Source organism: Stappia sp., assembly GCF_965276915.1.
Classification (GTDB): Bacteria; Pseudomonadota; Alphaproteobacteria; order Rhizobiales; family Stappiaceae; genus Stappia.
Window position 1 is genome coordinate 787,354 of record NZ_OZ255709.1, and the last position, 26,127, is coordinate 813,480.

Genomic DNA, 26,127 nt, shown 5'->3' on the forward strand with positions numbered 1-26,127 from the left:
GATGCCGCTTCAGGATGACCGCGATAATTGGTAATGTAAAATGAGAAATCGACGGTTTTGTATAACCGGAAAGGGAGTTTGATGCGCGTCGGGTCCGGGATCAAGCTGCGGCATCTGCAGGCGTTTCTGGAGATCGCCCGGCTGCGCAGCCTGACCGAGGCGGCCAATTCGCTCAATGTCACCCAGCCGGCGATTTCCAAGACGCTGAAGGAGCTGGAGACCCTGCTTGGCGTCGGCCTGATGGAGCGCGGCCGCGCCGGCGTGGCGCTGACCGCGGAAGGGGAGATCTTTCGCCACTATGCGGGCCTTTCCGTCGCAGCTCTTGGCGAGGGGATCGACGGCATCGAGCAGGTGCGGATGGGGTCCGACCGGCTGTTGCGGGTCGGTGCGCTGCCCAGTGTCGCCGCCAGCATCGTTCCGATTGCGGCCGGCCACTATCTGGAACGCGGCCGCGGCGCCACGCTCGACATCGTCACCGGGCCCAACGGGCTCCTGCTCGACCAGCTCAGGACCGGCGCCCTGCATGTGGTGATCGGCCGGCTCGGACAGCCCGATGCGATGACCGGCCTCAGCTTCCAGCAGCTCTACAGCGAGCAGGTGGTGCTTGCCGTGCGCCCCGGCCATCCGCTGCTCGGCGATCCCGATCTCGCCCGTCTCCCGGCCTTTCCGGTCCTTTATCCCAACCGCGCCGCCGCGATCCGGCCGCTGGTCGAGCGGCTGATGGTGGCCAATGGCATCGGCCGTCTGCCGAAGCGTATCGAGACCGTCTCCAACGCCTTCGGCCGTTCCTTCACCCGCGCCACCGACGCGGTGTGGATCATCTCCAACGGTGTCGTCGCCAATGATCTCGCCGAGGGGCAGCTTGCCGCCCTTGCCGTCGACACGAGGCTGACGCTCGGTCCCGTCGGCATCTCGACGCGCGCCGCCGAGACCCACACGCCCGACCTGCTTCTGTTCATGTCGGCCATGCGCGAGGCTGTCGCGCAGCGCGGCCTCAGCTGAGCGGTTCACGTCTCGCGGGTGTCGTCCCTGTCGGCGGCCCGGCCGCGTTTGGGGTCGTCATCGTCCCGGTAGCCCTCGAGTGCCGACATCCGCCGTTCGCTGCGTTCGGGATCGCGGGCGGTGACGCCGGCGACCAGCGTTTCGGCGATGACCATCAGCGCGGCGGAGGAATCCCAGGGCGAGGGCACCGAGATGCGCGCCGGCAGCACATGCGCGGCGACGCTGGCGATGGGCGACAGCCAGCTGTCGGTGACCAGCACGATCGTCGCCCCGCGCCGCGATGCGGCGGCGGCCACGCGGCCGAGATCGGCCTGGTAGCGGCGGATGTCGAAGACGACGAGCACGTCGCGCCGGCCGATGTCCAGCAGGGCGTCGCGCCAGTTGCCTTCCTGGCCGGCCATGTGCACGACGCCGGGACGCAGGATGCGCAGATGGGCGGCCATGTAGCGGGCGAGGGCATCGGTGAAGCGGCCGCCAAGCAGATAGAGGTCGCGGCGCTCGTCGGACAGCAGCGAGACGACCGCCTCCAGTTCGGTTGCCGGCAGGTGGTGGAACGTGTCGCCGATATTGGCGCGCGCCGCCTCCGCCAGGGCGCCTATGCCCGGCTCGCCTGCGCGGGTCCCGTCCTTGACCTTGGCCAGCGGCGACTTGAGCTGGTCCTCCAGCTCGGTTCGCAGGCGGGTCTGCAGCGCCGCATAGGTGGAAAAGCCCATCCGCGTGGCAAACCGCAGGATCGTCGGCGAGCTGACCCCGGCCGCCCGGGCGAACTGGGCCACCGTACCGAGCCCCAGCACCGGATAATTGGCGAGAAGGGCAAGGGCCGCGCGCCGTTCCGTGACCGTGCACTCCGCCAGCCGGTCGCGAATCTCCTCCGCAAGGGATCGTGTCATGTCGTGCAATCCGCCTCCCCGAAAGAGCCCGCCGCCGGGTCGCCCCGTCGCCGGCGAACCCGATGCGGCCGTTTTGAAAGCCGATTGACATTGGAGTTCGCTATGTATCAAATCATACAGGACGAGGAATTCAACGCAATTTTGTAACAAATCGAACAGCGCTTGCGATTTCTCCGGAAGGCACGCGGCTCGGGGGACGGGACATGGGGCCGAACACGGCACGCGAGAACGGGCTTGCGGGACGCGCCGGCGACGAGGCGGGCGAGGATGTCGTGCGCGTCGACAATGCACAGGGTCGCGGCCCCGTCGTTCTGCTGTGCGATCACGCCTCCAGCCGGCTGCCCGCCGAATTCGGCGATCTCGGTCTCGACGCCGCGTCGCGCCGCGCCCATATCGCCTGGGATCCCGGCGCGCTGGGCGTGTCGCGGCACCTGTCGAGGCTTCTTGATGCGCCGCTCGTCTGGCCGGACCTGTCGCGCCTTGTCATCGACTGCAATCGCGACACGGCCGCGCCCGACCTGATCCCCGCGCTCAGCGAGCTGACCGAGGTGCCCGGCAACCGGGACCTGCCCGGGACCGAGCGCGCAAGGCGCGTCGCCCTCGCCCATGCGCCGTTCCACGACCGCATCGGGGCCGTGCTCGACGCGCGCGCCGCCGCGGGGCTGCCGAGCGTCGTCGTCTCGATCCACAGCTACACCCCGGTCTACAAGGGCGTCTCCCGGCCCTGGCCGGTCGGTATCCTGTCCAACCGGGACCGGCGCGTCGCCGATGCGATGATCGCGGATCTGGCGCGCCAGGGTATTGCCGATATCGGCGACAACCAGCCCTACGCGCCCGGCGACGGGGTCTATTACACGGTCGGCCGCCACGGCGAGGCGCGCGGTCTTGCCTGTGTCATGGTCGAGGTGCGCAATGACGAGATCGCGGACGCCGCCGGCGAGAGCCTTTGGGCCGCGCGGCTCGACGCCGCGCTCAAGGCGGCGCTGGTCGCGCTTGGCGAGGGAGGGTGAGGATGCCGGCGGTGCTGCGCCACTACGTTGCCGTCGTTGACGCCGTCAACCATCGTCTCGGCCGGGTGATGATGTATGGCGTCTTCGTCATGGTCGCGATCCTTCTCTGGTCGTCGATCTCCAAGACCTTCTTCGTCCCTTCGCTTTGGACGCTGGAAGTCGCCCAGTTCGCGATGGTCGCCTACTACATTCTCGGCGGTCCCTACTCGATCCAGCTCGGCTCGAACGTGCGCATGGATCTCTTCTATGCCGGCTGGAGCGTGAAGAAGAAGGCCTGGTTCGATGCTTTCACCGTGCTGGTGCTGATCTTCTATCTCGGCGTCCTGTTTTATGGCGGCATCGGCTCGACCGCCTACTCGCTCGGCCATTTCGGCACCGAGCCCTTCGTCTTCCTGAAGGACCTGGCCGTCGCCTTCGTCACCGGCGGGCCGGACGCGGCGGGCGAGGTGCTCGGCTATATCGAACGCAGCCCGACGGCGTGGCGCCCCTATCTCTGGCCGATCAAGGCGATCATGTGCCTCGGCTTCTTCCTGATGCTTCTGCAGGCGCTTTCCGAGCTGATCAAGGACATCGCGCGTATCCGCGGAGAGGAAATCTGATGTCCTACGAGATGATCGCGCTGCTGATGTTCGCCTCGATGATGCTGATGCTGCTGACGGGCCAGCGCGTCTTTGGCGCCATCGGCGGCGTTGCGGCGGTCGCGGCCCTGGCGCTGTGGGGCACGGGCGGGTCGGAGGTTCCCTTCACGGCCGCCATGAAGCTGATGAAGTGGTATCCGCTTCTGACGCTGCCGATGTTCATCTTCATGGGCTATGTCCTGTCGGAATCGAAGATCGCCGACGACCTCTACAAGATGTTCCACGTCTGGATGGGCCCGGTCTCCGGTGGCCTCGCCATCGGCACGATCGGCCTGATGGTACTGGTCTCGGCGATGAACGGCCTGTCGGTCGCCGGCATGGCGATCGGCGCCACCATCGCCCTGCCCGAGCTCTTGCGCCGCGGCTACGACAAGAAGATGGTCACCGGTGTCATCCAGGCCGGCTCCTCGCTCGGCATCCTGGTGCCGCCCTCCGTCGTTCTGGTGCTCTACGCCATGATCGCCCGCGCCCCTGTCGGCCAGCTCTGGCTCGCCGGCGTCGTGCCAGGGCTGATGATGGCGACCATGTTCGTCGTCTACATCTACATCCGTTGCCGGCTGAACCCCTCGCTCGGCCCGGCGCTCAGCGCCGAGGAGCGCGACGTGCCGATGGCGGAGAAGATCCGCCTGCTCGGTGCCGGCCTGCTGCCGCTGGTGATTTTCGCGGCGATGATGGTGCCCTTCGTCAACGGCTGGACGAGCCTCGTCGAAAGCTCGGCCATCGGCGCCATGACGGCGTTCCTGGCGGCCGTCGTCAAGCGGCGCATGAACCGGGCCGTGTTCGAGACCTGCCTGCGCCAGACGCTGGCGATTTCCTGCATGTTCATGTGGATCATTCTCGCCGCGCTCGGCTTCGGCGCCATCTTCGACGGGCTCGGCGCGGTCAAGGCGATCGAGAGCCTGTTCACCGAGAAGCTCGGCCTCGACCCCTGGATGATCCTGATCCTGATGCAGATCTCGTTCCTGCTGATGGGCACCTTTCTCGACGACACGGCGATGCTGGTGATTGTCGCGCCGCTCTATGTGCCGCTGGTCGCCGCGCTCGGCTTCGATCTCGTCTGGTACGGCGTGCTCTACACGATCACCACCCAGATCGCCTACATGACGCCGCCCTTCGGCTACAACCTGTTCCTGATGCGCGCCATGGCGCCGCCCGAGATCACCCTGCGCGACATTTACGGCTCGATCACGCCCTTCGTCATGGTGATGGTGCTGGCGCTCGCGCTTATCATGGTCTTTCCGCAGATCGCGCTGTGGCTGCCGGAATATGTCTACGGCCGCTGAGCAGCGCGCCCGGTACTGGTGAAACACGAGAGACAAGGAGGACCGCAACCGCTTTGAACGATCGCGCCGCAAAAACCAAGAAGCACGGGCGCGGGCCGCATCTCTGGACTGAAACCAAGGGGAATGACAGATGACCAACAGACGCGATTTTCTGAAGAAGGCCGGCCTTGGCACCGTCGCCGCCGCCGGCGCTTCCACGCTTGCCGCTCCCGCCGTTCTCGGCCAGGCGCCGATCAAGTGGCGCCTCCAGACCTATGCCGGCGCGGCGCTGGCCGAGCATGTCATCAAGCCGCATATCGATGCCTTCAACAAGGCCGCCAACGGCCAGATGGAGATCGAGCTCTTCTTTGCCGACCAGCTGGTGCCGACGGGCGAACTGTTCCGCGCCATGCAGCGCGGCACCATCGACGCGGTGCAGTCGGATGACGATTCCATGGCCTCGCCGACGGAAGTGACCGTCTTCGGCGGCTACTTCCCCTTCGCCAGCCGCTATTCGCTGGATGTGCCGGTGCTGTTCAACCAGTACGGCCTGAAGGAGATCTGGGAAGAGGAATACGCCAAGGTCGGCGTCAAGCACATCTCGGCCGGCGCCTGGGATCCGTGCCATTTCGCCACCAAGGATCCGATCCGCAGCCTTGCCGACCTGAAGGGCAAGCGCGTCTTCACCTTCCCGACCGCCGGCCGCTTCCTCGCCCAGTTCGGCGTCGTGCCGGTCACCCTGCCCTGGGAGGACATCGAGGTCGCTGTGCAGACCGGCGAGCTCGACGGTGTTGCCTGGTCGGGGATCACCGAGGACTACACCGTCGGCTGGGCCGACGTGACCAACTACTTCCTCACCAACAACATCTCCGGCGCCTGGGCCGGTTCGTTCTTCGCCAACATGGACAAGTGGAACGAGCTGCCCGATCATCTGAAGACCATGCTGCAGCTGGCCATGGACGCGTCCCATTATTACCGCCAGTGGTGGTACTGGGGCGGTGAGGCGAGCCTTCGCGTCGACGGAACGAAGATGGAGCTGACCAGCATTCCCGATGCCGAGTGGCAGCAGGTCGAGGATGCGGCGGTCACCTTCTGGGACGAGATCGCGGCCGAATCCGAGACCAAGAAGAAGGTCGTCGACATCTTCAAGAAGTACAATTCCGACATGAAGAAAGCCGGCCGGCCCTACCGCTACGGCTGAGTGTCGGTCCCTTGGGGACCGTCCAGTCGCGCCCCGGACGGCAACGCCCGGGGCGCCCATGCCCGAAACCGCTGTCCGGCGCCGCGCGCCGCAATGAGAACGATGACCAAAATGGCAGGCAACCTGACTTTCGAAGCCCTCTCCGCCGCTGTCGCCGATGGCGAGATCGACACCGTGCTCGCCTGCATCGTCGACATGCAGGGCCGCCTGATGGGCAAGCGCTTTCATGCGCGCAATTTCGTCGATCACTCCTTCGAGGAGACGCATTGCTGCAACTACCTGCTGGCGACCGACCTGGAGATGTACACGGTCGAGGGCTACGCCTCGACGAGCTGGGCAGGCGGCTATGGCGACTACGTCATGAAGCCGGACCTTTCCACCCTGCGCCGGGTGCCCTGGCTGGAAGGCACCGCGATGGTGCTGTGCGACGTGCTCGACCATCACCACAACGATCCCGTGCCGCATTCGCCGCGCGCGCTGCTCAAGGGCCAGATCGCCCGGCTCGAGGCCATGGGCCTGACCGCGATGATGGCGACCGAGCTCGAATTCTTCATGTTCGAGAACAGCTTCGACGAGATCCGCAAGTCCGGCTTCCGGGAGCTTGAGCCGATTTCCGGCTACAACGAGGATTACCATATCCTCCAGACCACCAAGGAAGAGAAGGTCATGCGCCCCTTGCGCAACCATCTCTACGACGCCGGCATCCCGGTCGAGAACACCAAGGGCGAGGCCGAGGCGGGTCAGGAGGAGCTCAACATCCGTTATGCCGATCCGCTCGCCTGCGCCGATCATCACACCATCGCCAAGCACGCGACCAAGGAGATTGCCTGGCAGCAGGGGCACGCGGTGACCTTCCTGCCCAAATGGCACCACGCTCGCGTCGGCTCTTCCTCGCATGTGCACCAGTCATTGTGGTTGAAGGACGGGACCAGCGCCTTCTTCGACAAGGACGCACCGCACGGCATGTCGCAGACGATGCATCACTACATGGCCGGGCTGATCCGCTATGCGCCGGACTACACCTGGTTCCTGGCGCCCTATATCAACAGCTACAAGCGCTTCCAGAAGGGCACGTTCGCGCCGACCAAGACCGCCTGGTCGGTCGACAACCGCACCGCCGGCTTCCGGCTCTGCGGCGAGGGCACCAGGGGCGTGCGCGTCGAGTGCCGTATCGGCGGCTCCGACCTCAATCCCTATCTGGCGCTTGCGGTGCAGCTTGCTGCCGGCATGCGCGGCATCGAGGAAAACCTCGAACTCGACGCGCCGGTCACCGGCGACCTCTACCAGTCGCGCCGGCTGAAGGAGATCCCCCGCTCGCTGCGCGCGGCGACCGAGACCCTGCGCAAGTCGAAGATGCTGCGCGAGGCCTTTGGCGACGCGGTTGTCGACCACTATGTCCGGGCGGCGGAGTGGGAGCAGGAGGATTTCGACCGCGTGGTGACGGATTACGAGCTCGCCCGCGGCTTCGAGCGCTGCTGATCGCCGCGGCCCCAGAGAGGGTCGCTGAAGCCCGGCCGGTTCGCCGGCCGGGAGACTATGAGATGGTTCCCAAACGTTGAGAGGCAGGCCGCAATCCGCGGGCCCGCCCGGAAGGTGTGACATGTCGGATGTGATCAAGCTGATTTCCCCGGTCGACGGTTCGCTCTATGCCGAGCGTCCCGTCGCCGCCGCCGCCGCGATCGACCAGGCCGTGGCCGAGGCGCGCAGCGCGCAAGGCGCGTGGGCGGCGACGCCGGTCTCCGAGCGTTGCGATGCCGTGCTTGCCGCCGTCGCCGCGCTTGAGGCGATGAACGACGAGATCGTGCCCGAGCTCGCCTGGCAGATGGGCCGCCCGGTGCGCTATGGCGGCGAGAAGGGCGGCACGCGCGAGCGCACCGACTACATGGTCAAGATCGCGGAGGAGGCGCTGGCGCCTCGCCATCACACCGACCGTCCCGGCTTCACCCGCTTCGTCAGGCCGGAGCCGGTCGGCATCGTCATGGTCATCGCGCCGTGGAACTACCCGTTCATGACGGCGATCAACACCATCGTCCCGGCACTGATCGCCGGCAATGTGGTGATCCTCAAGCACGCCGCGCAGACGCTGCTGGTCGGCGAGCGGCTGGAGAAGGCCTTCAGGGCCGCCGGCCTGCCGAAGGGCGTCTTCCGCAACATCGTGCTCAATCACGGGCAGACCGAGGCGCTGCTTGCCTCGGGCCGGATCGACCACATCAACTTCACCGGCTCGGTCGCCGGCGGCCGCGCCATCGAGAAGGCGGCGGCCGGCACCTTTGCAACGCTCGGCCTGGAGCTCGGCGGCAAGGACCCGGCCTATGTGCGGGCCGACGCGGATGTCGCCTTCGCGGTCGAGAACCTTGCCGACGGTGCCTTCTACAACGCGGGCCAGTGCTGCTGCGGCGTCGAGCGCGTCTATGTGCACGAGAACCACTTTGACGCGGTGGTCGAGGGGCTGGCGGCGGCGGCCTCCGCCTACAGGCTCGGCAATCCGCTCGAGGAGGCGACGACGCTCGGGCCGATGGCCCAGGCCCGCTTTGCCGCCTGGGTGCGCGAGCAGACCGGGGAGGCGCAGCGCAAGGGCGCAAGGGCGCTGGTCGATCCGAAACTGTTCCCCGAGGACAAGCCGGGCACGCCCTACCTGATGCCGCAGGTGCTTGTCGACGTCGATCACCAGATGTCGGTGATGCGCGAGGAAAGCTTCGGCCCGGTCGTCGGCATCATGAAGGTGCGCGACGACGAGGAGGCGCTGGCCCTGATGAACGACAGCCCCTACGGCCTCACCGCCTCGATCTGGACGGCGGACGAGGATGCCGCCATCGCGCTCGGCGAGCGGCTGGAGACGGGAACCGTCTTCATGAACCGCTGCGACTATCTCGATCCGGCGCTTGTCTGGACCGGCGTCAAGGATACCGGCAAGGGCGCGGCCCTTTCCGAGATCGGCTACCTGTCGCTGACCCGGCCGAAGTCCTACCACCTGCGCGCCCATTCCTGAGGCGCGCGGCCCTTGTCGTTTCCTCCCTCTCCTTTCAAGGCTTTCTGGACATGACCACCACACCGTCCGCCAACTGGAACTACCCGACCACCATCCGCTTCGGCGCCGGCCGCATCGCGGAACTCGGCAAGTCCGCCGCGCTTCTGGGCATGAAGCGCCCGCTGCTCGTCACCGATCCGGGCCTTGCCCGCCTGCCGATGACCGCCAGCGCGCTGGAGATCCTGCGCCAGGCCGGCCTCGAGCCGGACATCTTCAGCGACATCAAGGCGAACCCGACCGGCGCCAATGTCGAGGCGGGCGTTGCCGCCTATCGCTCCGGCGGCCATGACGGCGTCATCGCCTTCGGCGGCGGTTCGGGTCTCGATGCCGGCAAGGTCATTGCCTTCATGTCCGGCCAGACGCGGCCGATGTGGGACTTCGAGGATGTCGGCGACTGGTGGACCCGCGCCGATCCGGACGGCATCGCCCCGATCCTCGCCGTGCCGACCACCGCCGGCACAGGTTCGGAGGTCGGCCGCGCCGGCGTCATCACCAACGAGACGACCCACACCAAGAAGGTGATCTTCCACCCCAAGATGCTGCCCGGCATCGTCATCTGCGACCCGGAACTGACCGTCGGCATGCCGCGCTACTTCACCGTCGGCACCGGCATGGACGCGCTCGCCCACTGCCTGGAGGCCTATTCCTCCACCTTCTATCACCCGATGGGCGACGGCATCGCCGTGGAAGGCATCCGTCTCGTGCTGGAGAACCTGCAGCGCGTTGCTGATGTGCCGGACGATCTCGTGGCGCGCGGCCACATGATGTCGGCCGCCGCCATGGGCGCGGTCGCCTTCCAGAAGGGACTGGGCGCGATCCATGCGCTGTCGCATCCCGTCGGCGCCCTCTACGACACCCATCACGGCATGACCAACGCCGTCTTCATGCCCTATGTGCTGGCCTTCAACCGTTCCGCCATCGAGGGCAAGATCGACCGGCTCGCCGGCTATCTCGGCATCTCCGGCGGCTTCGACGGGTTCATGAAGGTGGTGCTCGACCTGCGCGCGGCGCTTGACGTGCCGCACACGCTGGAGGGGCTGAAGGTCGACGGCGCCAAGTCGAAGCTGATCGCCGAAATGGCGATCGTCGACCCGACCGCCGGCGGCAATCCGCTGGAGCTGACCCTGGAGGGCGCGAGCGCGATCTTCGCCGACGCGCTGTCCGGCAGGCTCTGAGCGGAAGCCTCGCCGATTGACAGGGGGCCCGATTGACAGGGGGGCCCGATTGACAGGGGGGCCCGATTGACAGGGGGCATGTATGCCCCCTACATCCCCACTGGTTTTCGCGGAAGGCAGGAAACATGGCTTCCGCGAAGAAGATCGCGCGTGCCATGCGGCGGCCGGTGACTTAGCAGGAACGACAGGGTGGGACCGGGCAATATGAGTGAGATGCGGATCGACCGCCGCTTTGCGGCATGCAGGGCAGCGAACCGGCCGGCGCTGGTGACTTTCGTGACCGCCGGCGATCCGGACCTTGCCACGTCCCAGGCGATCCTCGATGCGCTTCCCGCCGCCGGTGCCGACGTGATCGAGCTCGGCATGCCGTTTTCCGATCCGATGGCCGAGGGCATTCCGGTTCAGCTCGCCAACCAGCGGGCGCTGGCCGCCGGCCAGACCATGGACAAGACGCTCGACATGGTGCGCGCCTTCCGCCGGCATGACACGGAGACGCCCATCGTGCTGATGGGCTACTACAACCCGATCTACGTGCGCGACCCGGCCGTTTTCGTGAAGACCGCGGTCGAGGCCGGCGTCGACGGGCTGATCATTGTCGACATGCCGCCGGAAGCCGATGACGAGCTTTGCCTGCCGGCGCTCGCCGCCGGCCTCAACTTCATCCGCCTGACGACGCCGACGACCGACGACAAGCGCCTGCCGGCCGTGCTCGCCAATACCTCGGGTTTCGTCTATTACGTATCGGTGACCGGTGTGACCGGCGCCACCATTGGCAGCCGCGACCGGGTGACGGATGCCGTGCGCCGCATCAAGCGCCATACGCGCTTGCCGGTTGCCGTCGGGTTCGGCGTCAAGACCGCCGAGGACGCCGAGGTGATCGGCCGCGACGCCGATGGCGTGGTTGTCGGTTCGGTGCTTGTCGAGGCGGTGCGCGGCAGCCTTGATGCCGAGGGCCGCGCCACCGGCGCCACTGTGGACGCCGTGGCCACCGTGGTGCGCGCGCTCGCAGAAGGCGTTGCCCGCGCCCGCGCCTGACGGGACCGTTCCGGCGCGACGCCCGGGCCATCAGGCCTTGCGGCGGCCCGGACGCGGCCCGATGTTGAATGAACGCTAACAACGGACGGTATTCGCCTTGAACTGGATCAACAACGTTGTCCGCCCGAAGATCCGCGGCCTGCTTCAGCAGAAGCGGGACGTGCCGGAAAACCTCTGGATCAAGTGTCCCGAGACCGGCGAGATGGTCTTCCACCGCGACCTTGAAGCCAACCAGTGGGTGGTGCCCAATTCCGGTCACCACATGCGCATCTCCGGCAAGAAGCGGCTGGAGCTGTTTTTCGACGGCGGCACCTTCGACAAGGTGAAGACGCCGGAAGTGACGGCCGATCCGCTCAAATTCCGCGACGAGAAGCGCTACACGGACCGGATGCGCGATGCCCGCGCCAAGACCGGTCTCGACGACGCCGTGACGGTCGCCACGGGCAAGCTCCGGGGCATGGATGTCACCGCCGCGGTGCAGGACTTCGCCTTCATGGGCGGTTCGCTCGGCATGGCCGCCGGCGAGGCGGTGCTGAAGGGCCTTGAGACCGCCGTCGAGCGCGGCACGCCCTTCGTTCTCTTTGTCGCCTCCGGCGGCGCGCGCATGCAGGAAGGCATCCTGTCCCTGATGCAGATGCCGCGCACCACCATCGGCGTGCAGATGATGCGCGAGGCGGGCCTGCCCTTCATCGTCGTCTTCACCAATCCCACGACCGGCGGCGTCACGGCGTCCTATGCGATGCTGGGCGATGTGCATATCGCCGAGCCGGGCGCCCTGATCGGCTTCGCCGGTCCCCGGGTGATCGAGCAGACGATCCGCGAGAAGCTGCCCGAAGGCTTCCAGCGCTCCGAGTATCTCCTCGACCACGGCATGATCGACATGGTCGTGCATCGCCACCAGCTGCCCGAAACCATTGCCAGGATCTGCTCGATCCTGACCAAGGCGGAAGTGCAGCTGCCGGGCGATGCTGAACTCGACCTGCCGCAGGACGGGGACGCGGCGGAAAAGCCCGCGTCCGAGGCGGTGGCAAAGCCCTCGGGCGACGGCGCCGGCGAGGAGACTGCGTCCCGCGGCAGCTGAGCGGGCCCGCGCGCCGCGCCGCAAAAGCGGCAGCCGCCTGTCGCAGGGGCGACGCCGCGCGCCGTGCCGGCCCCGGGGCGCTTGCGAAGATGCGGCACGCTCCATAACGATGTGAACCGTCCGGGGCGCGGAGAGCCACCTTGCGGTGGCCGGCGCGACTGCCCTGCACGGAGGGGCCTTGGCGGGCACAGGAAGTCGATCAGCATCTGGATCCTTGCTCGGCACGGGCTGATGGGTCCGTTGGTTTACGGCGACAGGCATTTGAATGGACCAGGTAACCGCGATCCTCGACCGACTTCTGGCGCTGCATCCGCGCGAGATCGACCTGTCGCTCGGCCGCATGGAGCGCCTGCTTGCGGCGCTCGGCCGGCCGCAGGACCGCTTGCCGCCGGTCATCCATATTGCCGGCACCAACGGCAAGGGCTCGACCACCGCCTTCATGCGCTCGATCCTGGAGGCTTCCGGCCTCAGGGTGCATGTCTATACCTCGCCCCATCTCGTCGCCTTCAACGAGCGCATCCGCCTTGCCGGCCGCCTCGTCACCGATGCGCGGCTGATTGAGGCGCTCGATATCTGCGAACAGGCCAATGCCGGGGCCGAGATCACCTTCTTCGAGGTCACCACGGCAGCGGCGCTCTTGCTCTTTGCCGAGGAGCCGGCCGACGTGCTGCTGCTGGAGGTCGGGCTTGGCGGGCGGCTTGACGCAACCAATGTCGTCGACGCTCCGCTTGCCGCGACGATCACCCCCCTGTCGATGGACCACGAGCGCTATCTCGGCGAAACCCTTGAAGCGATCGCGGTCGAAAAGGCCGGGATCCTCAAGCCCGGCTGCCCGGCGGTGATCGCGCCGCAACCCGACGAGGCGATGGCGGCGATCGGGCGTGTCGCCCGCGAGCGCGGCGCCCGCCCCGTGGTCTTTGGCGAGGATTTCACCGCGTGGGAGGAAAACGGCCGCCTCGTCTACCAGGACGAGAGCGGGCTGCTCGACCTGCCGCACCCGCGCCTTTTCGGCCGTCACCAGATCGTCAACGCGGCGATGGCGATCGCCTCGCTGCGCGCCGCCGGCCGCCTGCCGGATGCCGAGGCCATCGGGCGCGGCCTTGTCGGCGTCGACTGGCCCGGGCGCATGCAGCCGCTCCGCCAGGGCCCGCTGCTTGAGCTCTGCGCGCCGGGCACCGAGCTCTGGCTGGACGGCGGTCACAATCCGGGCGCGGCCATCGCCATCGCCGAGGTGATGGGCGAGCGCGAGGAGCAGCACCCGCGTCCGTTCTACCTTGTTGCGGGGATGCTGAAGACCAAGGATCCGGTCGGCTTCTTCCGCCCCTTCGCGGACCTTGCCCGCGAGGTGGCCTGCGTGCCGCTGACCACGACCGACGCCGGCCGCGATCCGGAGAGCCTGGCCGGCTCGGCGCGCGAGGCGGGGCTTGCGGCCGGTGCCTTCGCCTCGCTGGTGGCGGCGCTTGAGCATGTCCGGGAAAGATCCGCCGCCGACGACGTGCCGCCGCGCGTGCTCGTCTGCGGTTCGCTCTATCTCGCCGGCGAGGTGCTGGCGCGCAACGGCATGAAGCCGGCCTGATTCACGCGCCGACGAGGCCCGCCGCGCCTCACAGCTTCCTCAGCCGCACCTCGTTGATCGCATGCGTGTCGGCCTTGCGCAGGATCAGATCCGCGCGCGGCCGGGTCGGCTGGATGTTCTCGTGCAGGTTGACCAGGTTGATCTCGCTCCACAGGCTCTCGGCGATCTCCAGCGCCTCCGCGTCGGAGACCTTCGAATACTTGTTGAAATAGGAGCCGGGGTCGCGGAAGGCGGTCTCCCGCAGCCGCATGAAGCGCGACACGTACCAGTCGTGCAGCACGTCCTCGTCGGCATCGATGTAGATCGAGAAATCGAAGAAATCGGAGACGAAGGGGACTTCCTTGCCGTCGCGCGGCAGGTTCGTCGTCTGCAGCACGTTGAGCCCTTCGAGAATGAGGATGTCCGGCCGGTCGACCGTCACGTACTGGCCGGGCATCACGTCATAGTAGAAGTGGGAATAGACCGGCGCGGCGACATGCCGTCGGCCCGCCTTCAGGTCGGACAGGAACTTCAGCAGCGTTGCCCGGTCGTAGCTTTCCGGAAAGCCCTTGCGCCGCATCAGCCCTTCCGCCTCCAGCACCGCGTTCGGATAGAGGAAGCCGTCGGTGGTGACGAGGTCGACCTTGGGGCTCGCCGGCCAGCGCGCCAGGAGCGCCTGCAGCAGGCGCGCCGTCGTCGACTTGCCCACCGCCACCGACCCGGCGATGCCGATGACGAAGGGGTTCTTGACGTCGTTGCTGCCGAGGAACCGGCTCGTCGCGCGGTGCAGCTGCTGTGTTGCCTCGACATAATAGGCAAGCAGCCTGGACAGCGGCAGCAGGATCGATTCCACCTGGGCGATCGAGACCGGATCGTTGAGCGACTGCAGCCGCCGCACTTCCGTGCCCGTCAGCGTCATCGGCGTGTCGGCCCTGAGCTTTGCCCATTCGGCCTCGGTGAACACCCGGTAGGGCGACAGATCGTCTTCGGCGACCCGGTTCAGACTGTGTTCCATCGTGACCAAGCTATCCCGATCCCGCCGGGCTCCCGACCCGTCCGGACCGACCGGCCCCGCCCGTTCATCGGACGCGTCGCCGTCGATCGTCTTGTTTTCAAGCACCCGCGCGGGATCCGGTCACCGGTCCGTGCGCGACGCCTTTTCCTGCAGTCCGCTCTGCGCCGTGCGCCGCTCCAGTTCGCCCATCACCGCCGAAAGCGGGACCTCGCGGGCGCGGAGCAGCACCAGCAGGTGATAGAGCAGGTCCGCGGCCTCGCCGGTGAGGCCGTCATTGTCGCCCATGACGGCGGCGATGGCCGCCTCGACCCCTTCCTCGCCGACCTTCTGCGCGATCTTGGGCACGCCCTTGTCGATCAGCTTGCGCGTGTAGGAGCCGGGGTCGCCGCTTGTCGCGCGCGCCTCGATAATGCGGTCCAGATCGGAAAGAGTGAAGCCGGTCATTGGTCTGAAACTGTCTTTCTCGCGCGGGTGCGCATCAGGCGTCGAGCCGCATCGGGATGCCGGCGCGCGCCATGTGGGTCTTGGCCTCGCGGATCGTGTGCGTCCCGAAATGGAAGATCGAGGCGGCGAGCACTGCCGTCGCATGGCCCTCGCGCACGCCCTCGACGAGATGGTCGAGCGTGCCGACGCCGCCGGAGGCGATCACCGGCACCGGCACCGCGTCGGCAATGGCGCGCGTCAGCGCCAGGTTGAAGCCGAGCCGGGTTCCGTCGCGGTCCATCGAGGTGACGAGCAACTCGCCCGCGCCGAGCTCGACCGCGGTGCGTGCGAAGGCGACCGCATCGATGCCGGTCGCCTCGCGTCCCCCATGGGTGAAGATCTCGAAGCGCTCCGGCTCGCCCGGCGCGTTGACCTGCTTGGCGTCGATCGAGACGACGATGCATTGCGCGCCGAATTTTTCCGCCGCCTCGCGGATGAAGTCAGGGTTCCTTACCGCTGCCGTGTTGATCGACACCTTGTCGGCACCGGCCACCAGCAGCTTGCGGATGTCCTCGACCTTGCGCACGCCGCCGCCCACGGTGAGCGGCATGAAGCAGGCCTCGGCCGTGCGCCGGACCACGTCGAAGATCGTGTCGCGGTTCTCGTGGCTTGCGGTGATGTCGAGAAAGCAGAGCTCGTCGGCGCCGGCCGCATCATAGGCCTTGGCGGCCTCGACGGGGTCGCCCGCATCCACCAGATCGACGAAGTTCACGCCCTTGACGACGCGGCCGTCCTTCACGTCCAGACAGGGAATAACACGTGCTTTCAACATCTTGGCAGGGTTTCCAGCCTATTTCGCAGGCGCAGCATACAGGCCCTTGCCCCCGGTGCAAAGTCGGGAAAGCATCTCAGATGCCCGCCGGCTGGCGCCTCACCCGGCGGCAAGCACCTTCAGCGCCTCCGCCGGATCGAGCCGCCCGTCATAGAGCGCCCGCCCCGAGATCGCGCCTTCGAGCCGCGCGCAATCCGGTTCCGCGAGCCGCCTGACATCGTCGATGGAGGCGAGCCCGCCGGAGGCGATCACCGGGATCGAGGTCGCCTCGGCGAGCGCCAGCGTGCCGTCCCAGTTGATGCCGGCCAGCACCCCGTCGCGGTCGATGTCGGTGTAGATGATCGCGGCGACGCCCGCGTCCTCGAAGCGGCGCGCCAGGTCGACGGCGGAGAGTTCCGAGGTTTCCGCCCAGCCCTCGACCGCCACCTTGCCGCCGCGCGCGTCGATGCCGACGGCGACCTTGCCCGGAAAGGCCCTGCAGGCCGCCTTGACCAGTTCGGGGTCGCGCACCGCCACGGTGCCCAGGATCACCCGGGCGATGCCTTTGGCGAGCCAGGCTTCCACATGCGCAAGGCTGCGGATGCCGCCGCCGAGCTGCACCGGATTGGTCGTCGCGGCAAGGATCGCGTCGACCGCTGCCCCGTTGCGGCTTTCACCGGCAAAGGCGCCGTCGAGATCGACCACATGCAGATAGCTGAAACCCTGGTTCTGGAAGCTCAGCGCCTGGTCGGCGGGATCGTCGTTGAAGACGGTCGCCTGCGCCATGTCGCCAAGCTTCAGGCGCACGCACTGGCCACCCTTCAGGTCGATGGCGGGAAAGAGAATGGGCATGTGAGAAGTCCGGAATTGCCAAATGACGTACACGCAGCAGCGTCAGCTTAGCGGTTAACATTCTGATTTTTCGTTATGATTCTAGATCATCACCCCAGTGAAGGAGAACAGAATGGGAACTGCTGCCGTGAGCCTCTTGATTACGCAGCGTAAAAGAGGTTACGAATCGACGCGGTCCAAAAGAAGAGCCGGGATTCGGCCCCCGGCTCTTCTTGTCCAAATTGCCTCGGCAGATATGGACATTGCACTTGGTGATGCAGGAAGACGGAATCACGAAAGGCGGTGCACGTCAACCTGCCAAATTGCTCTTTGAACCTATGCCGAGGCTTGCTCAAAGGAGCCTTGAACGATGGCAGACGGAAGATTGACGTTTGATGAAGCCGTTGAGGTCACCCTGTCTCGCTGGAAAGGTGAGAAGATAAGAGAACTGGCATCGCGCTTTGATGTCGATCCTCGACGTTTGTACGAAGTGTGGCAGGGCCAAGCGCATCCTGATGCTGTCAAAGTGGCGCATGTGAGACTGACGGCACAAGATCCAATTTTGGCCTCACGTATTCATCCTGTTCACAGTAAACCAAAGTATCGCGTTCTACCCACGCATAGTGAGACGCAACTGGACTTCGGCGTCTAGTACGATTGCACGACTGGGCACCTTACGGCGCCCAGTCGAGGAAATTGGCGATCAGCGCAAGGCCGAGCCGCTGGCTCTTTTCCGGGTGGAACTGGGTGCCCACCATGTTGTCGCGGCTGACCACGGCGGTGATCTCCCCGCCATAGTCGGCGGTGGCCAGCACATGTGACGGGTCGGCCGCCTTCAGGTGGTAGGAATGGACGAAATAGGCGTGCAGGCCGTCGTCCCCTGTTTCGATGCCGGCAAAGAGCGCGTGTTCGCGCGCCAGCCGGATGGTGTTCCAGCCCATATGCGGGATCTTCAGCGCCGGATCGTCCGGCGTGATCGCGGTGACGTCGCCGGGGATCCAGCCGAAGCCTTGCGTCGTCTCGAATTCGAGCCCGCGCGCCGCCATCAGCTGCATGCCGACGCAGATGCCGAAGAACGGCCGGGCCCTTGCCTCGACGGCGTCAAGCAGCGCCTCGGTCATGCCGTCGACGGCGGCGAGCCCGCGCCGGCAGTCGGCGAAGGCGCCGACGCCCGGCAGCACCACCTTGTCGGCGCGCGCCACCACGTCCGGATCGGCCGTCACCCGCACCTGCGGCTTGCGGGCGTGGGCATGGGCCGCGCGCTCGAACGCCTTTTGCGCCGAGCGCAGGTTGCCGGATCCGTAGTCGATGATGGCGATCAGCATGATGCGAGAATTCCGTGGCGCAAGGATAACTGGGTCAGGTGGGCAGCCTCAGCCCTGTGCCGGGCCGAGGCTGAGGCCGACGACGCGTTCGCCGCCGATCCTCGGCACCAGCCCGCGGGCCGATGCCTGCGCCGAACGGACGTCTGGCGCCGGCGCATGTTCAGACGCCGCCTCGCCGGTGTCGGCCGGCTGGCCGCCCGCGGAGGCGGACAGCCGAGAGAAGAAGCGTTGCTCGGCCTCGACCGCGTTGCGCGCCTCGATGGTCGCGACCTGCCGCCAGCCGCGCCGTTCCAGCGTCCAGCGGCGCAGCCCGTTGGCCTCCAGCGCGAAGAACAGGGCAAAGAGGACGGCGGCAACGCCCGGCGCGGGGCCGCCCGCCAGCCGCGCCCCGGCCTCGAGCAGCAATCCGGCGACCAGATAGACGACCAGCACCAGCCACAGCCGTCGCACCAGCAGCCAGGGCAGCGAGAAGAACAGCGCCGGCCAGCAGAAGCCGTCCTTGATCAGGACCGTGCGGTCGAGATCGCGCAGCCGCATCGCCTCCAGCTGTGCGCCAGGCGGGATCAAAACCATGTAAACCGACATCGCGTCCTCCCTGCCCCCTGGCGGGTGGCGGCCTCAGCCGCCGAGCTGGCCCTTGGTCGAGGGCACCCGGCCCGCCTGGCGCGGGTCCGGTTCGATCGCCGTGCGCAGCGCCCGCGCCACTGCCTTGAAGCAGGTCTCGGCGATGTGGTGGCAGTTGGTGCCGGCCAGATTGGCGACATGCAGCGTGATCCCGGCATTCATCGCGAAGGCGCGGAAGAATTCCTCGAACAGCTCCGTGTCGAAATCGCCGACCTTGTCGCGCGGGAAGGCGACATCCCAGACCAGGAACGGCCGTCCGGACACATCCAGCGCGCAGCGCGTCAGCGCCTCGTCCATGGCGAGATGGCAGTCCGCGTAGCGGGTGATGCCGGTCATGTCGCCGAGCGCCTTTTTCAAGGCCTGCCCGAGCGCGATGCCGACATCCTCCGCCGTGTGGTGGAAGTCGATATGCGTGTCGCCCGTCGCCTTGACCGTGATGTCGATCAGCGAATGCCGGGCGAGCTGCTCCAGCATGTGGTCGAGAAAGCCGATGCCGGTCTGGACCGCATAGGCGCCGGTTCCGTCGAGGGCGACGGTGACGCTGATGTCGGTTTCCCTGGTCGTGCGCGAGATCGTCGCGTTGCGCATGGGCGGCCATGTCCTTCGTGTCGCGCCGGCCCGGGAAGGGCGCCGGCCAAGTCTGCTCGGGCAGCCACGCCTTGTAACAGGAGGCTTGCCGCAATGAAATACCGCGCATCGCCCCGTTCTGGCCATTTGGCCGCTGCTTGGGTATGAGGAGAAAACGCCAGACATCAACCGCAACCGGAGACAGCCCGCCATGCAGCCGGACCCGCAGACCGAGACACTCGAACGTATCCCGTCCCGCTTCGCGCCGGCGACAGCGCGCGACCGCCTGATGGTCGGCCTCGATGTGCCGACGGTCGAGGAGGCGCGCGCCATCGTCGAGCGCACGAAGGGGGCGGTCGGCACCTACAAGATCGGCATGCAGCTGCAATTCGCCGGCGGCCTGGCCTTTGCCGGCGAGCTTGCCCGCGAGGGCCACAGCATCTTTCTCGACGTCAAGCTGCTCGACATCGACAACACGGTGATGAAGGGGGTGGAGAACATCGCCCGCATGGGCATGCGCTTCGTCACCATTCATGCCTATCCCAAGGCGATGCGTGCCGCCGTGGCCGGACTTGAGGCGGCCGGCGGCGATCTCTGCCTGCTCGGGGTCACCGTGCTGACCTCGATGGACGAGGACGACCTGCATGACGCGGGCTATGCCGGCAGCGTCGGGGATCTGGTGCGGGAACGCGCCGCCGATGCGCGGCTGGCAGGGATGGGCGGCATCGTCTGCTCGCCGCACGAGGTCGGCGCCCTGCGCGAGGCGGTCGGCCCCTCGCTCGTCACCGTGACGCCGGGCATCCGCCCCGCCGGCTCAGAGGCGGGCGACCAGAAACGCATCATGACGCCGGGCGATGCGATCCGCGCCGGCGCCGACTATATCGTCGTCGCCCGGCCGGTGGTGCAGGCGCCCGATCCGCGCGCCGCCGCCGAGGCGATCGTCGCGGAGATCGACGCGGCGCTCTGACGGACCGGACTGAACCGGCGCGCCGCCGGCCTCAGCCGAGGGCGGCGGCGAGGTGGTCGATCGCCGCCTGCAGCCCGCCGCGCCCGTGCGGGATCTTCAGCGCGGCAAGCCCCAGTTCCATCGCGCCCAGCGTACCGAGCACCATCGGCGCGTTGACATGGCCCATATGGCCGATGCGGAAGCCCTGGCCGGCGATCTCGCCGATCGTGCCGCCGATGGTCACGCCGCAGGTCTCCTGGCAGAAGGTCTTCAGCGCCTTCGGGTCGAAGCCGGGGGTGCGCATCACCGTCACCGAGTCGGAGCGTTCCCGCGGGTCGAGGATGTTGAACTCCATCGCGCCGCCTTCGGCCCAGGCCGTGAGGCAGGCGCGCACTGCGCCGGCGAGCAGCGCGTGGCGCAGATGCGCGGCCTCGAGCCCTTCGCCGAGCAGGATGTCGAGCGCCTGGCGGAACGCGTAGAGCAGGTGCTCGGGCGGCGTGCCGCAATATTTCTGGTAGTGCTCGGAGCCCTGGCGGAAGGTCCAGTCCCAGTAGAACGTGACGAGATCGGCGCTTTCATGAGCGGCCATCGCCTTCGCGCCGGCGGCGACAAAGGCAAGGCCCGGCGGCGTCATCAGGCCCTTTTGCGCGCCGGTGACCGTGAGATCCACGCCCCACGCGTCCATCTCGTAAGGCACGCAGCCGAGCGAGGCGATCGTGTCGACCATGAACAGCGCGCCATGGCCGGCGGCGTCGATCGCGCGCCGCAGCGCCGGAATGTCGTTGATCACGCCCGAGGCCGTGTCGACCTGCACCACCAGCACCGCCTTGATCTCGCCGCCGGTATCAGTTGCAAGCCGCGCCGTCACCGCCTGCGGATCGACCGCACGGCGCCAGTCACCTGCAAGCACCTCGACCTCGAGACCGAGCTTGGTCGCCATCTCGCCCCAGCCGCGGGCGAAGCGGCCCGAATCGAGCACCAGCACCTTGTCGCCGCGCGACAGCGTGTTGGAAAGCGCCGCCTCCCAGGCGCCGTGCCCGTTGGCGGCATAGATGAACGGCATGCCTGCCGTGCCGAACACCGTCTTCAGGTCGGCCATGCAGGTGTCGGTAACGACGAGAAGGGCGCCGTCATAAATGTCGATGGCCGGCCGGTGCATGGCCCTGAGCACCTCGTCCGGCACGTTGGTCGGGCCGGGGATCATCAGGAATTCGCGACCTTTGGCGAGCGTCATGGAAACCTCTGGGCAGCTCTTGGGGGAGGACCGGAGCGCGCGAGCCGGCGCAGCCCGGTCCAGGGGAGATGGCGCGTCTGAGGAAAGTCTCAGACCACGTTCTTTTCCAACACCGGGCGGTTTTGCGCAATGCGCGCGAAAGCGAAAGGTGTCAGATCGAGTGACCGGTAGCGCCCGTGCGTAACCAGTTCCGCGATGCCGCGTCCGACCGCCGGCGCCTGCTGCAGCCCGTGCCCGGAAAAGCCGGCGCACAAAAACAGGCCGGGAACCGCCTCGACCGGGCCGAGAATGGCATTGTGGTCGAACAGGTTCATGTCGTAGTGCCCGGCCCAGGCCTGGCCCGGCCTGATCGCCTCGAAGGCGGGCACCCGCGCGGCCAGTGTCGGCCACAGGTGCTCGTCGAAGAAGTCGTGCTCGACGTCGAAATCGCAGCTTTCGCGATCGCGCTCCTCCGGCGGTGCCGATCCGCACAGGAAGCCGGCCCCTTCCGGGCGCACATAGGTGCCGCTCGGGTCGATCAGCAGCGGACAGCCGGAGACCGCCTCGCGGCAGTTGAAGGTGAAAATCATCCGTTTGCGGCTTTCGACCGGCAGGGCGACGCCGAGCTGGCCGGCAAGCCGCGCCGCGCCGCTGGCGCCGGCCGCGTTGACGAGCCGCCCGCAGGAGATCTCCTCGCCGTCCGAGAGCGTCAGGCGGAAGCCCTCGCCCTCGCGCGCCGCCAGCGTCACTTCGGCCGCCTGATAGGGCACGCCGAGCGCGCGGGCCTTCTTGCGGAAGGCCTGCATCAGCCCGTAGCCGTCGAACCAGCCCTCGCCCGTGCGACCCCAGCAGCCGGCGGCGATGTCCTCGACGTTCAGCCAGGGGAAGCGGTTGGCAAGCTCGTGCGGCTCCAGGAAGGCGATATCGGCGCCCATGCGGGTCTGCAGCGCGTGGTTCTCCTCCAGGATCGGCCGCTTGTCCGGCGTCGCCAGGAACAGGTAGCCGCCCTCGTGCAGGTCGATCGCCGGGCGCTCGTCGCCGGTGGCAAGCCGCGTGCCGATCTCGCGCAGGAAGTCGATGCCGTAGAGCGAGATGGCGATGTTGGTCGGATCGGAGAACTGCTGGCGGATCGAGGCCGCCGACAGCGCCGAGGCGCAGGCCCGGTAGGACGGGTCCTTCTCGACGACGAGCACGGAGCCGGCAAAGTCCGGGTCCATGGCGAGGTGGCAGGCGATGGAGGAACCCATCACCGCGCCGCCGACGATCACGACATCATGGTTCCTGGCGGTCACGTTTGAACGCGTCCTGTCGAAAGCGGGTGGTGCCTCGTGCCCGGTCCGGGCGGGACGCGGCCCCGTGAGGAGCCGCGTCAGTGCGTGCGATCAGAAGAACGCCTGCAGGCCGGTCTGGGCGCGGCCGAGGATCAGCGCATGGACGTCATGCGTGCCCTCGTAGGTGTTGACCGTCTCCAGGTTCTGGGAGTGGCGCATCACGTGATACTCCTCCTGGATGCCGTTGCCGCCGTGCATGTCGCGGGCCTGGCGGGCGATATCCAGTGCCTTGCCGCAATTGTTGCGCTTGACGATGGAGATCATCTCGGGGGCCACGCGTCCCTCGTCGAACAGGCGGCCGACGCGCAAGGAGCCCTGCAGGCCGAGCGCGATTTCCGTCTGCATGTCGGCGAGCTTCTTCTGGAACAGCTGCGTCTGGGCCAGCGGCCGGTTGAACTGCTTGCGCTCCAGCCCGTAGTTGCGCGCCCGGTGCCAGCAGTCCTCGGCGGCGCCCAGCGCGCCCCAGGAAATGCCGTAGCGGGCCCGGTTGAGGCAGCCGAAGGGGCCCTTCAGGCCGGACACGTTGGGCAGCAGCGCGTCCTCGCCGACCTCGACATTGTCCATCACGATCTCGCCGGTGACGGAGGCGCGAAGCGACAGCTTGCCGCCGATCTTCGGTGCCGACAGGCCTTTCATGCCCTTGTCCAGCACGAAGCCGCGGATCGCCCCGTCATGGGCCTCCGACTTCGCCCAGACGACGAAGACATCGGCGATCGGCGAATTGGAGATCCACATCTTGGATCCCTTCAGCCGGTAGCCGCCGTCGATCTTCTCGGCGCGGGTGCGCATGCCGCCGGGATCGGAGCCGGCATCCGGCTCGGTCAGGCCGAAACAGCCGACGAATTCGCCCGAGGCGAGCTTCGGCAGGTATTTGCGCCGCTGTTCCTCGCTGCCATAGGCATAGATCGGATACATCACCAGCGACGACTGCACCGAGTTCATCGAGCGGAAGCCGCTGTCGACGCGCTCGATCTCGCGGGCGACAAGGCCGTAGGCGACATAGGAGGCGCCGGCGCAGCCATAGTCGTCCGGCAGGGTCACGCCGATCAGGCCGAGCTCGCCCATCTCGTTGAAGATCTCGCGATGGGTGCGCTCCTGGCCGTAGGCCTCGAGCACGCGCGGCATCAGCTTTTCCTGGGCGTAGGCGCGGGCCGTTTCCATGATGAGGATCTCGTCCTCGTTGAGCTGGTCGCGCAGCAGGAACGGGTCGTCCCAGGCGAACCGCCCACCCCCGGTCGGATCGGATTTCGGCTTGGTTGCGGCCTGTGCGGTCATGTTCTGTCTCCTCCTGGCGGGCCTGGCTTGCGGGGCGCGGGAGCGCGCCGCCGCACCGTCATTCCTGGCCATAAAGCCCGGTTTTCCGCCCCGGGCCGGTGTTGATCGCGAGGCCGAAGTGTCTGGCCTGTGCAGGCTTGCGCAAAGTGATATGTTGTCCCGACTTCATGAGCGAATGGAATAGGTTTTGAAACGCGGTTTCGTTCCCCACGCCGACAGCCTGATCGCCTTCGAATGCGCGGCGCGGCATGGCAGCTTCACCCGCGCTGCCGAGGAGCTGCACCTGACCCAGGGCGCGGTGTCGAAGCAGGTGCGTCATCTGGAGGTGCGTCTCGGTGTCGAGCTGTTCAAGCGCGTGCGCCAGCGCATCGTGCTGACCGATGCCGGCCGGCTTTATCTGCACGATGTGCGCGGCGCGCTGGAAAGCCTCACCGCCGCCACCCGGCAGGTGATGTCCTTCGCCGGCAACGAGGACGTTCTCAACCTTGCAACCCTGCCGTCCTTCGGCACTCACTGGCTGGCGCCGCGCCTCGCCGGCTTCATCGCGGCGCACCCGTCGGCGAGCTTCAACATCGCCGTGCGCCTGCGGCCCTTCGACTTCGCCAAGGAGCCCTTCGACGCGGCGATCCATTACGGCGATCCGGTCTGGGCCGGCGCGGTGGCCGAACCGCTGTTTCGCGAGGAGGTGGTCGCGGTGTCCTCGCCGTCCTTCCGCGCCCGCCATCGCATTTCAGGCCCGGCCGATCTCGCCGGCCTGACGCGGCTGCACCAGTCGACGAGGCCGCTTGCCTGGCGGCAATGGTTCGAGGCCGCCGGCGTCGACACGGATCTCGCCTTCCAGGGGCCGCGTTTCGAGCAGTTCGTGATGATGGCGGAGGCCGCGGCCAACGATCTGGGCGCGGCCCTCGTGCCCCGCTTCTTCGTCTCGGAGGACCTGGCCAGCGGGCGCCTGGTGCAGTTGTTCGACACGGTTCTCCGGCTGCCGTCCGCCTATCACCTGGTCTATCCGGAAAACCGGGGCTTGCGGCCGGTGGCGGCGCGCTTCCGGGACTGGCTGCTGGCCGAGGCCGCCGCTGGCAATGGCGACAGGGCCTGGCTACCGGGTTGAGCAGGGCGCGAGGGAGGCGGCGTCAAGACGTTGAATATAAAGAGAATTCTGAAGCCTTCGCAAGGCACGGGAGATCTCGTGCAGCCGCGCGGGCGAGGCTGCGGGATCGTGCAAGTTTCGCGGCGTTCGGACGCAAGGCAAAATTTCGGGTTTGCATCCCGCGCGAATCCTGCTGGTATCTGACTGTCTTCGTAAAGGAGATGCGGCGGTCCTGACCGTGGGGTTCCCCCCCTCCCTCCCTGCGGTCAGGACCATTTTTCCGTCGCGGCCGCTTCCATCCTGCTCGATCTCCCGGACACCGGTCATTTCGCGTTGAACCAACGCTGTCACCCGCAGGCGGGCGCCTTTCTGCCGGCAACGGTGACGCGCACCCGCGTCACGCCCCTGTTGATGAACTTCAGCTCCCGCGCCGCCCGCCGCGAGACGTCGATCACCCGGCCGCGCACGAACGGGCCGCGGTCGACGATGGTCAGCGTCACCGACCGGCCATTGGCGAGATTCTCGACGGTCACCCTTGTGCCGAAGGGCAGCTTGCGATGGGCCGCGGTCATCTTTTCCGGATCGGCCATTGCGCCGCTCGCCGTGCGGCCGCGCAGTTCGTACCAGGACGCACCGCCGCACTCGGCCGCTGCCAATGCCGGTGCCGCTAAGGCAGAAACTGCCGCAATTACGTATAGGCAAGGCTTGCGAATCATCTCAGGCCACTCATACTTGGAGTCTTGACAGATTTTCGGAGTCCGTCTCTACGGCTCCCTCAATTGACGAGTCTATTGGGGCATGA

Annotated in this window: 26 protein-coding genes; 14 read left to right on the plus strand and 12 right to left on the minus strand. The window is 67.2% G+C overall.

The features are described 5' to 3' along the window. The first annotated feature begins 81 nt into the window (after positions 1-81). The gene (gene pcaQ / locus ACQY46_RS03640; RefSeq protein ID WP_428698946.1) at positions 82-1,002 is read left to right on the plus strand and encodes a pca operon transcription factor PcaQ; all 921 of its coding nucleotides are present in this window, start codon (positions 82-84) and stop codon (positions 1,000-1,002) included. Positions 1,003-1,007: 5 nt separating this feature from the next. On the opposite strand, the gene ACQY46_RS03645 is transcribed toward pcaQ, so the two are convergent. Beyond that, the gene (locus ACQY46_RS03645) at positions 1,008-1,892 is read right to left on the minus strand and encodes a MurR/RpiR family transcriptional regulator (RefSeq protein ID WP_428698947.1); all 885 of its coding nucleotides are present in this window, start codon (positions 1,890-1,892) and stop codon (positions 1,008-1,010) included. Positions 1,893-2,095: 203 nt separating this feature from the next. On the opposite strand from ACQY46_RS03645, the gene ACQY46_RS03650 reads away from it, so the two are divergent. From ACQY46_RS03650 to ACQY46_RS03695, 10 genes are all read left to right on the plus strand, one after another. Next, the gene (locus ACQY46_RS03650) at positions 2,096-2,902 is read left to right on the plus strand and encodes an N-formylglutamate amidohydrolase (protein WP_428698948.1); all 807 of its coding nucleotides are present in this window, start codon (positions 2,096-2,098) and stop codon (positions 2,900-2,902) included. 2 nt (positions 2,903-2,904) lie between these two features. After that, positions 2,905-3,501 carry a TRAP transporter small permease subunit gene (locus ACQY46_RS03655; RefSeq protein WP_428698949.1) on the plus strand — a complete coding sequence of 199 codons (597 nt, stop codon included), beginning with the start codon at positions 2,905-2,907 and terminating at the stop codon, positions 3,499-3,501. Then, on the plus strand, positions 3,501-4,823 hold the full coding sequence (locus tag ACQY46_RS03660; protein ID WP_428698950.1) for a TRAP transporter large permease: 1,323 nt from the start codon (positions 3,501-3,503) through the stop codon (positions 4,821-4,823). The genes ACQY46_RS03655 and ACQY46_RS03660 overlap by 1 nt, the downstream gene beginning before the upstream one ends. Positions 4,824-4,953: 130 nt before the next feature. Next, positions 4,954-6,003, plus strand: coding sequence for a TRAP transporter substrate-binding protein (locus ACQY46_RS03665; protein ID WP_428698951.1), 1,050 nt, complete (start codon positions 4,954-4,956; stop codon positions 6,001-6,003). 111 nt (positions 6,004-6,114) lie between these two features. After that, positions 6,115-7,482, plus strand: a complete 1,368-nt coding sequence (locus tag ACQY46_RS03670) for a glutamine synthetase family protein (protein ID WP_428700404.1) — start codon at positions 6,115-6,117, stop codon at positions 7,480-7,482. A gap of 121 nt (positions 7,483-7,603) precedes the next feature. Next, positions 7,604-8,992, plus strand: coding sequence for an aldehyde dehydrogenase family protein (locus tag ACQY46_RS03675; RefSeq protein WP_428698952.1), 1,389 nt, complete (start codon positions 7,604-7,606; stop codon positions 8,990-8,992). Between the two features lie 50 nt (positions 8,993-9,042). Beyond that, entirely contained in the window at positions 9,043-10,206 is a 1,164-nt protein-coding gene (locus ACQY46_RS03680) for an iron-containing alcohol dehydrogenase (RefSeq protein ID WP_428698953.1), read from the plus strand. A gap of 204 nt (positions 10,207-10,410) precedes the next feature. Next, on the plus strand, positions 10,411-11,241 hold the full coding sequence (gene trpA / locus ACQY46_RS03685) for a tryptophan synthase subunit alpha (protein WP_428698954.1): 831 nt from the start codon (positions 10,411-10,413) through the stop codon (positions 11,239-11,241). A 97-nt stretch (positions 11,242-11,338) separates the two neighbouring features. Beyond that, positions 11,339-12,322: an acetyl-CoA carboxylase, carboxyltransferase subunit beta gene (gene accD, locus ACQY46_RS03690; protein WP_428698955.1), complete on the plus strand. Its 984-nt coding sequence runs from the start codon at positions 11,339-11,341 to the stop codon at positions 12,320-12,322. A gap of 265 nt (positions 12,323-12,587) precedes the next feature. Further along, positions 12,588-13,898: a bifunctional folylpolyglutamate synthase/dihydrofolate synthase gene (locus tag ACQY46_RS03695; protein WP_428698956.1), complete on the plus strand. Its 1,311-nt coding sequence runs from the start codon at positions 12,588-12,590 to the stop codon at positions 13,896-13,898. Positions 13,899-13,926: 28 nt separating this feature from the next. On the opposite strand, the gene coaA is transcribed toward ACQY46_RS03695, so the two are convergent. The 4 genes from coaA to hisA form a co-directional block, all read right to left on the minus strand. Next, positions 13,927-14,892 carry a type I pantothenate kinase gene (gene coaA, locus ACQY46_RS03700; protein ID WP_428698957.1) on the minus strand — a complete coding sequence of 322 codons (966 nt, stop codon included), beginning with the start codon at positions 14,890-14,892 and terminating at the stop codon, positions 13,927-13,929. 120 nt (positions 14,893-15,012) lie between these two features. Next, positions 15,013-15,336, minus strand: coding sequence for a phosphoribosyl-ATP diphosphatase (locus ACQY46_RS03705; RefSeq protein WP_428698958.1), 324 nt, complete (start codon positions 15,334-15,336; stop codon positions 15,013-15,015). Between the two features lie 34 nt (positions 15,337-15,370). Further along, positions 15,371-16,147 (minus strand): imidazole glycerol phosphate synthase subunit HisF, encoded by a 777-nt coding sequence (gene hisF / locus ACQY46_RS03710; protein WP_428698959.1) that lies wholly within the window; start codon positions 16,145-16,147, stop codon positions 15,371-15,373. A 99-nt stretch (positions 16,148-16,246) separates the two neighbouring features. Next, entirely contained in the window at positions 16,247-16,978 is a 732-nt protein-coding gene (gene hisA, locus ACQY46_RS03715) for a 1-(5-phosphoribosyl)-5-[(5-phosphoribosylamino)methylideneamino]imidazole-4-carboxamide isomerase (protein WP_428698960.1), read from the minus strand. Between the two features lie 349 nt (positions 16,979-17,327). Here hisA and ACQY46_RS03720 point away from each other — a divergent pair, with 349 nt between their 5' ends. Continuing rightward, a complete protein-coding gene (locus ACQY46_RS03720; protein WP_428698961.1) occupies positions 17,328-17,609 on the plus strand; it encodes a hypothetical protein in 282 nt (93 codons plus the stop codon). A gap of 22 nt (positions 17,610-17,631) precedes the next feature. On the opposite strand, the gene hisH is transcribed toward ACQY46_RS03720, so the two are convergent. Genes hisH through hisB form a run of 3 tightly spaced genes read right to left on the minus strand, consistent with a single transcriptional unit; the run spans position 17,632 to position 19,494 of the window. Then, complete coding sequence (hisH, locus tag ACQY46_RS03725) at positions 17,632-18,282, minus strand: imidazole glycerol phosphate synthase subunit HisH (RefSeq protein WP_428698962.1); 651 nt, start codon at positions 18,280-18,282, stop codon at positions 17,632-17,634. Between the two features lie 48 nt (positions 18,283-18,330). Continuing rightward, complete coding sequence (locus tag ACQY46_RS03730) at positions 18,331-18,867, minus strand: DUF2628 domain-containing protein (protein ID WP_428698963.1); 537 nt, start codon at positions 18,865-18,867, stop codon at positions 18,331-18,333. Positions 18,868-18,900: 33 nt separating this feature from the next. Beyond that, on the minus strand, positions 18,901-19,494 hold the full coding sequence (gene hisB, locus ACQY46_RS03735) for an imidazoleglycerol-phosphate dehydratase HisB (RefSeq protein ID WP_428698964.1): 594 nt from the start codon (positions 19,492-19,494) through the stop codon (positions 18,901-18,903). 190 nt (positions 19,495-19,684) lie between these two features. Between hisB and pyrF the strand changes: the two genes are divergently transcribed. After that, positions 19,685-20,440, plus strand: coding sequence for an orotidine-5'-phosphate decarboxylase (gene pyrF / locus ACQY46_RS03740; protein ID WP_428698965.1), 756 nt, complete (start codon positions 19,685-19,687; stop codon positions 20,438-20,440). 31 nt (positions 20,441-20,471) lie between these two features. Here the strand turns inward: pyrF and ACQY46_RS03745 are convergent, their stop codons facing one another. The 3 genes from ACQY46_RS03745 to ACQY46_RS03755 form a co-directional block, all read right to left on the minus strand. Continuing rightward, positions 20,472-21,653 carry a pyridoxal-phosphate-dependent aminotransferase family protein gene (locus ACQY46_RS03745; protein ID WP_428698966.1) on the minus strand — a complete coding sequence of 394 codons (1,182 nt, stop codon included), beginning with the start codon at positions 21,651-21,653 and terminating at the stop codon, positions 20,472-20,474. An 89-nt stretch (positions 21,654-21,742) separates the two neighbouring features. Then, on the minus strand, positions 21,743-22,924 hold the full coding sequence (locus ACQY46_RS03750; protein ID WP_428698967.1) for an NAD(P)/FAD-dependent oxidoreductase: 1,182 nt from the start codon (positions 22,922-22,924) through the stop codon (positions 21,743-21,745). 90 nt (positions 22,925-23,014) lie between these two features. Continuing rightward, positions 23,015-24,238: an acyl-CoA dehydrogenase gene (locus ACQY46_RS03755; protein ID WP_428698968.1), complete on the minus strand. Its 1,224-nt coding sequence runs from the start codon at positions 24,236-24,238 to the stop codon at positions 23,015-23,017. Between the two features lie 187 nt (positions 24,239-24,425). On the opposite strand from ACQY46_RS03755, the gene ACQY46_RS03760 reads away from it, so the two are divergent. Next, entirely contained in the window at positions 24,426-25,346 is a 921-nt protein-coding gene (locus ACQY46_RS03760) for a LysR substrate-binding domain-containing protein (protein ID WP_306027735.1), read from the plus strand. 326 nt (positions 25,347-25,672) lie between these two features. Here the strand turns inward: ACQY46_RS03760 and ACQY46_RS03765 are convergent, their stop codons facing one another. Next, complete coding sequence (locus tag ACQY46_RS03765; protein ID WP_428698969.1) at positions 25,673-25,981, minus strand: septal ring lytic transglycosylase RlpA family protein; 309 nt, start codon at positions 25,979-25,981, stop codon at positions 25,673-25,675. Positions 25,982-26,127 lie beyond the last annotated feature (146 nt).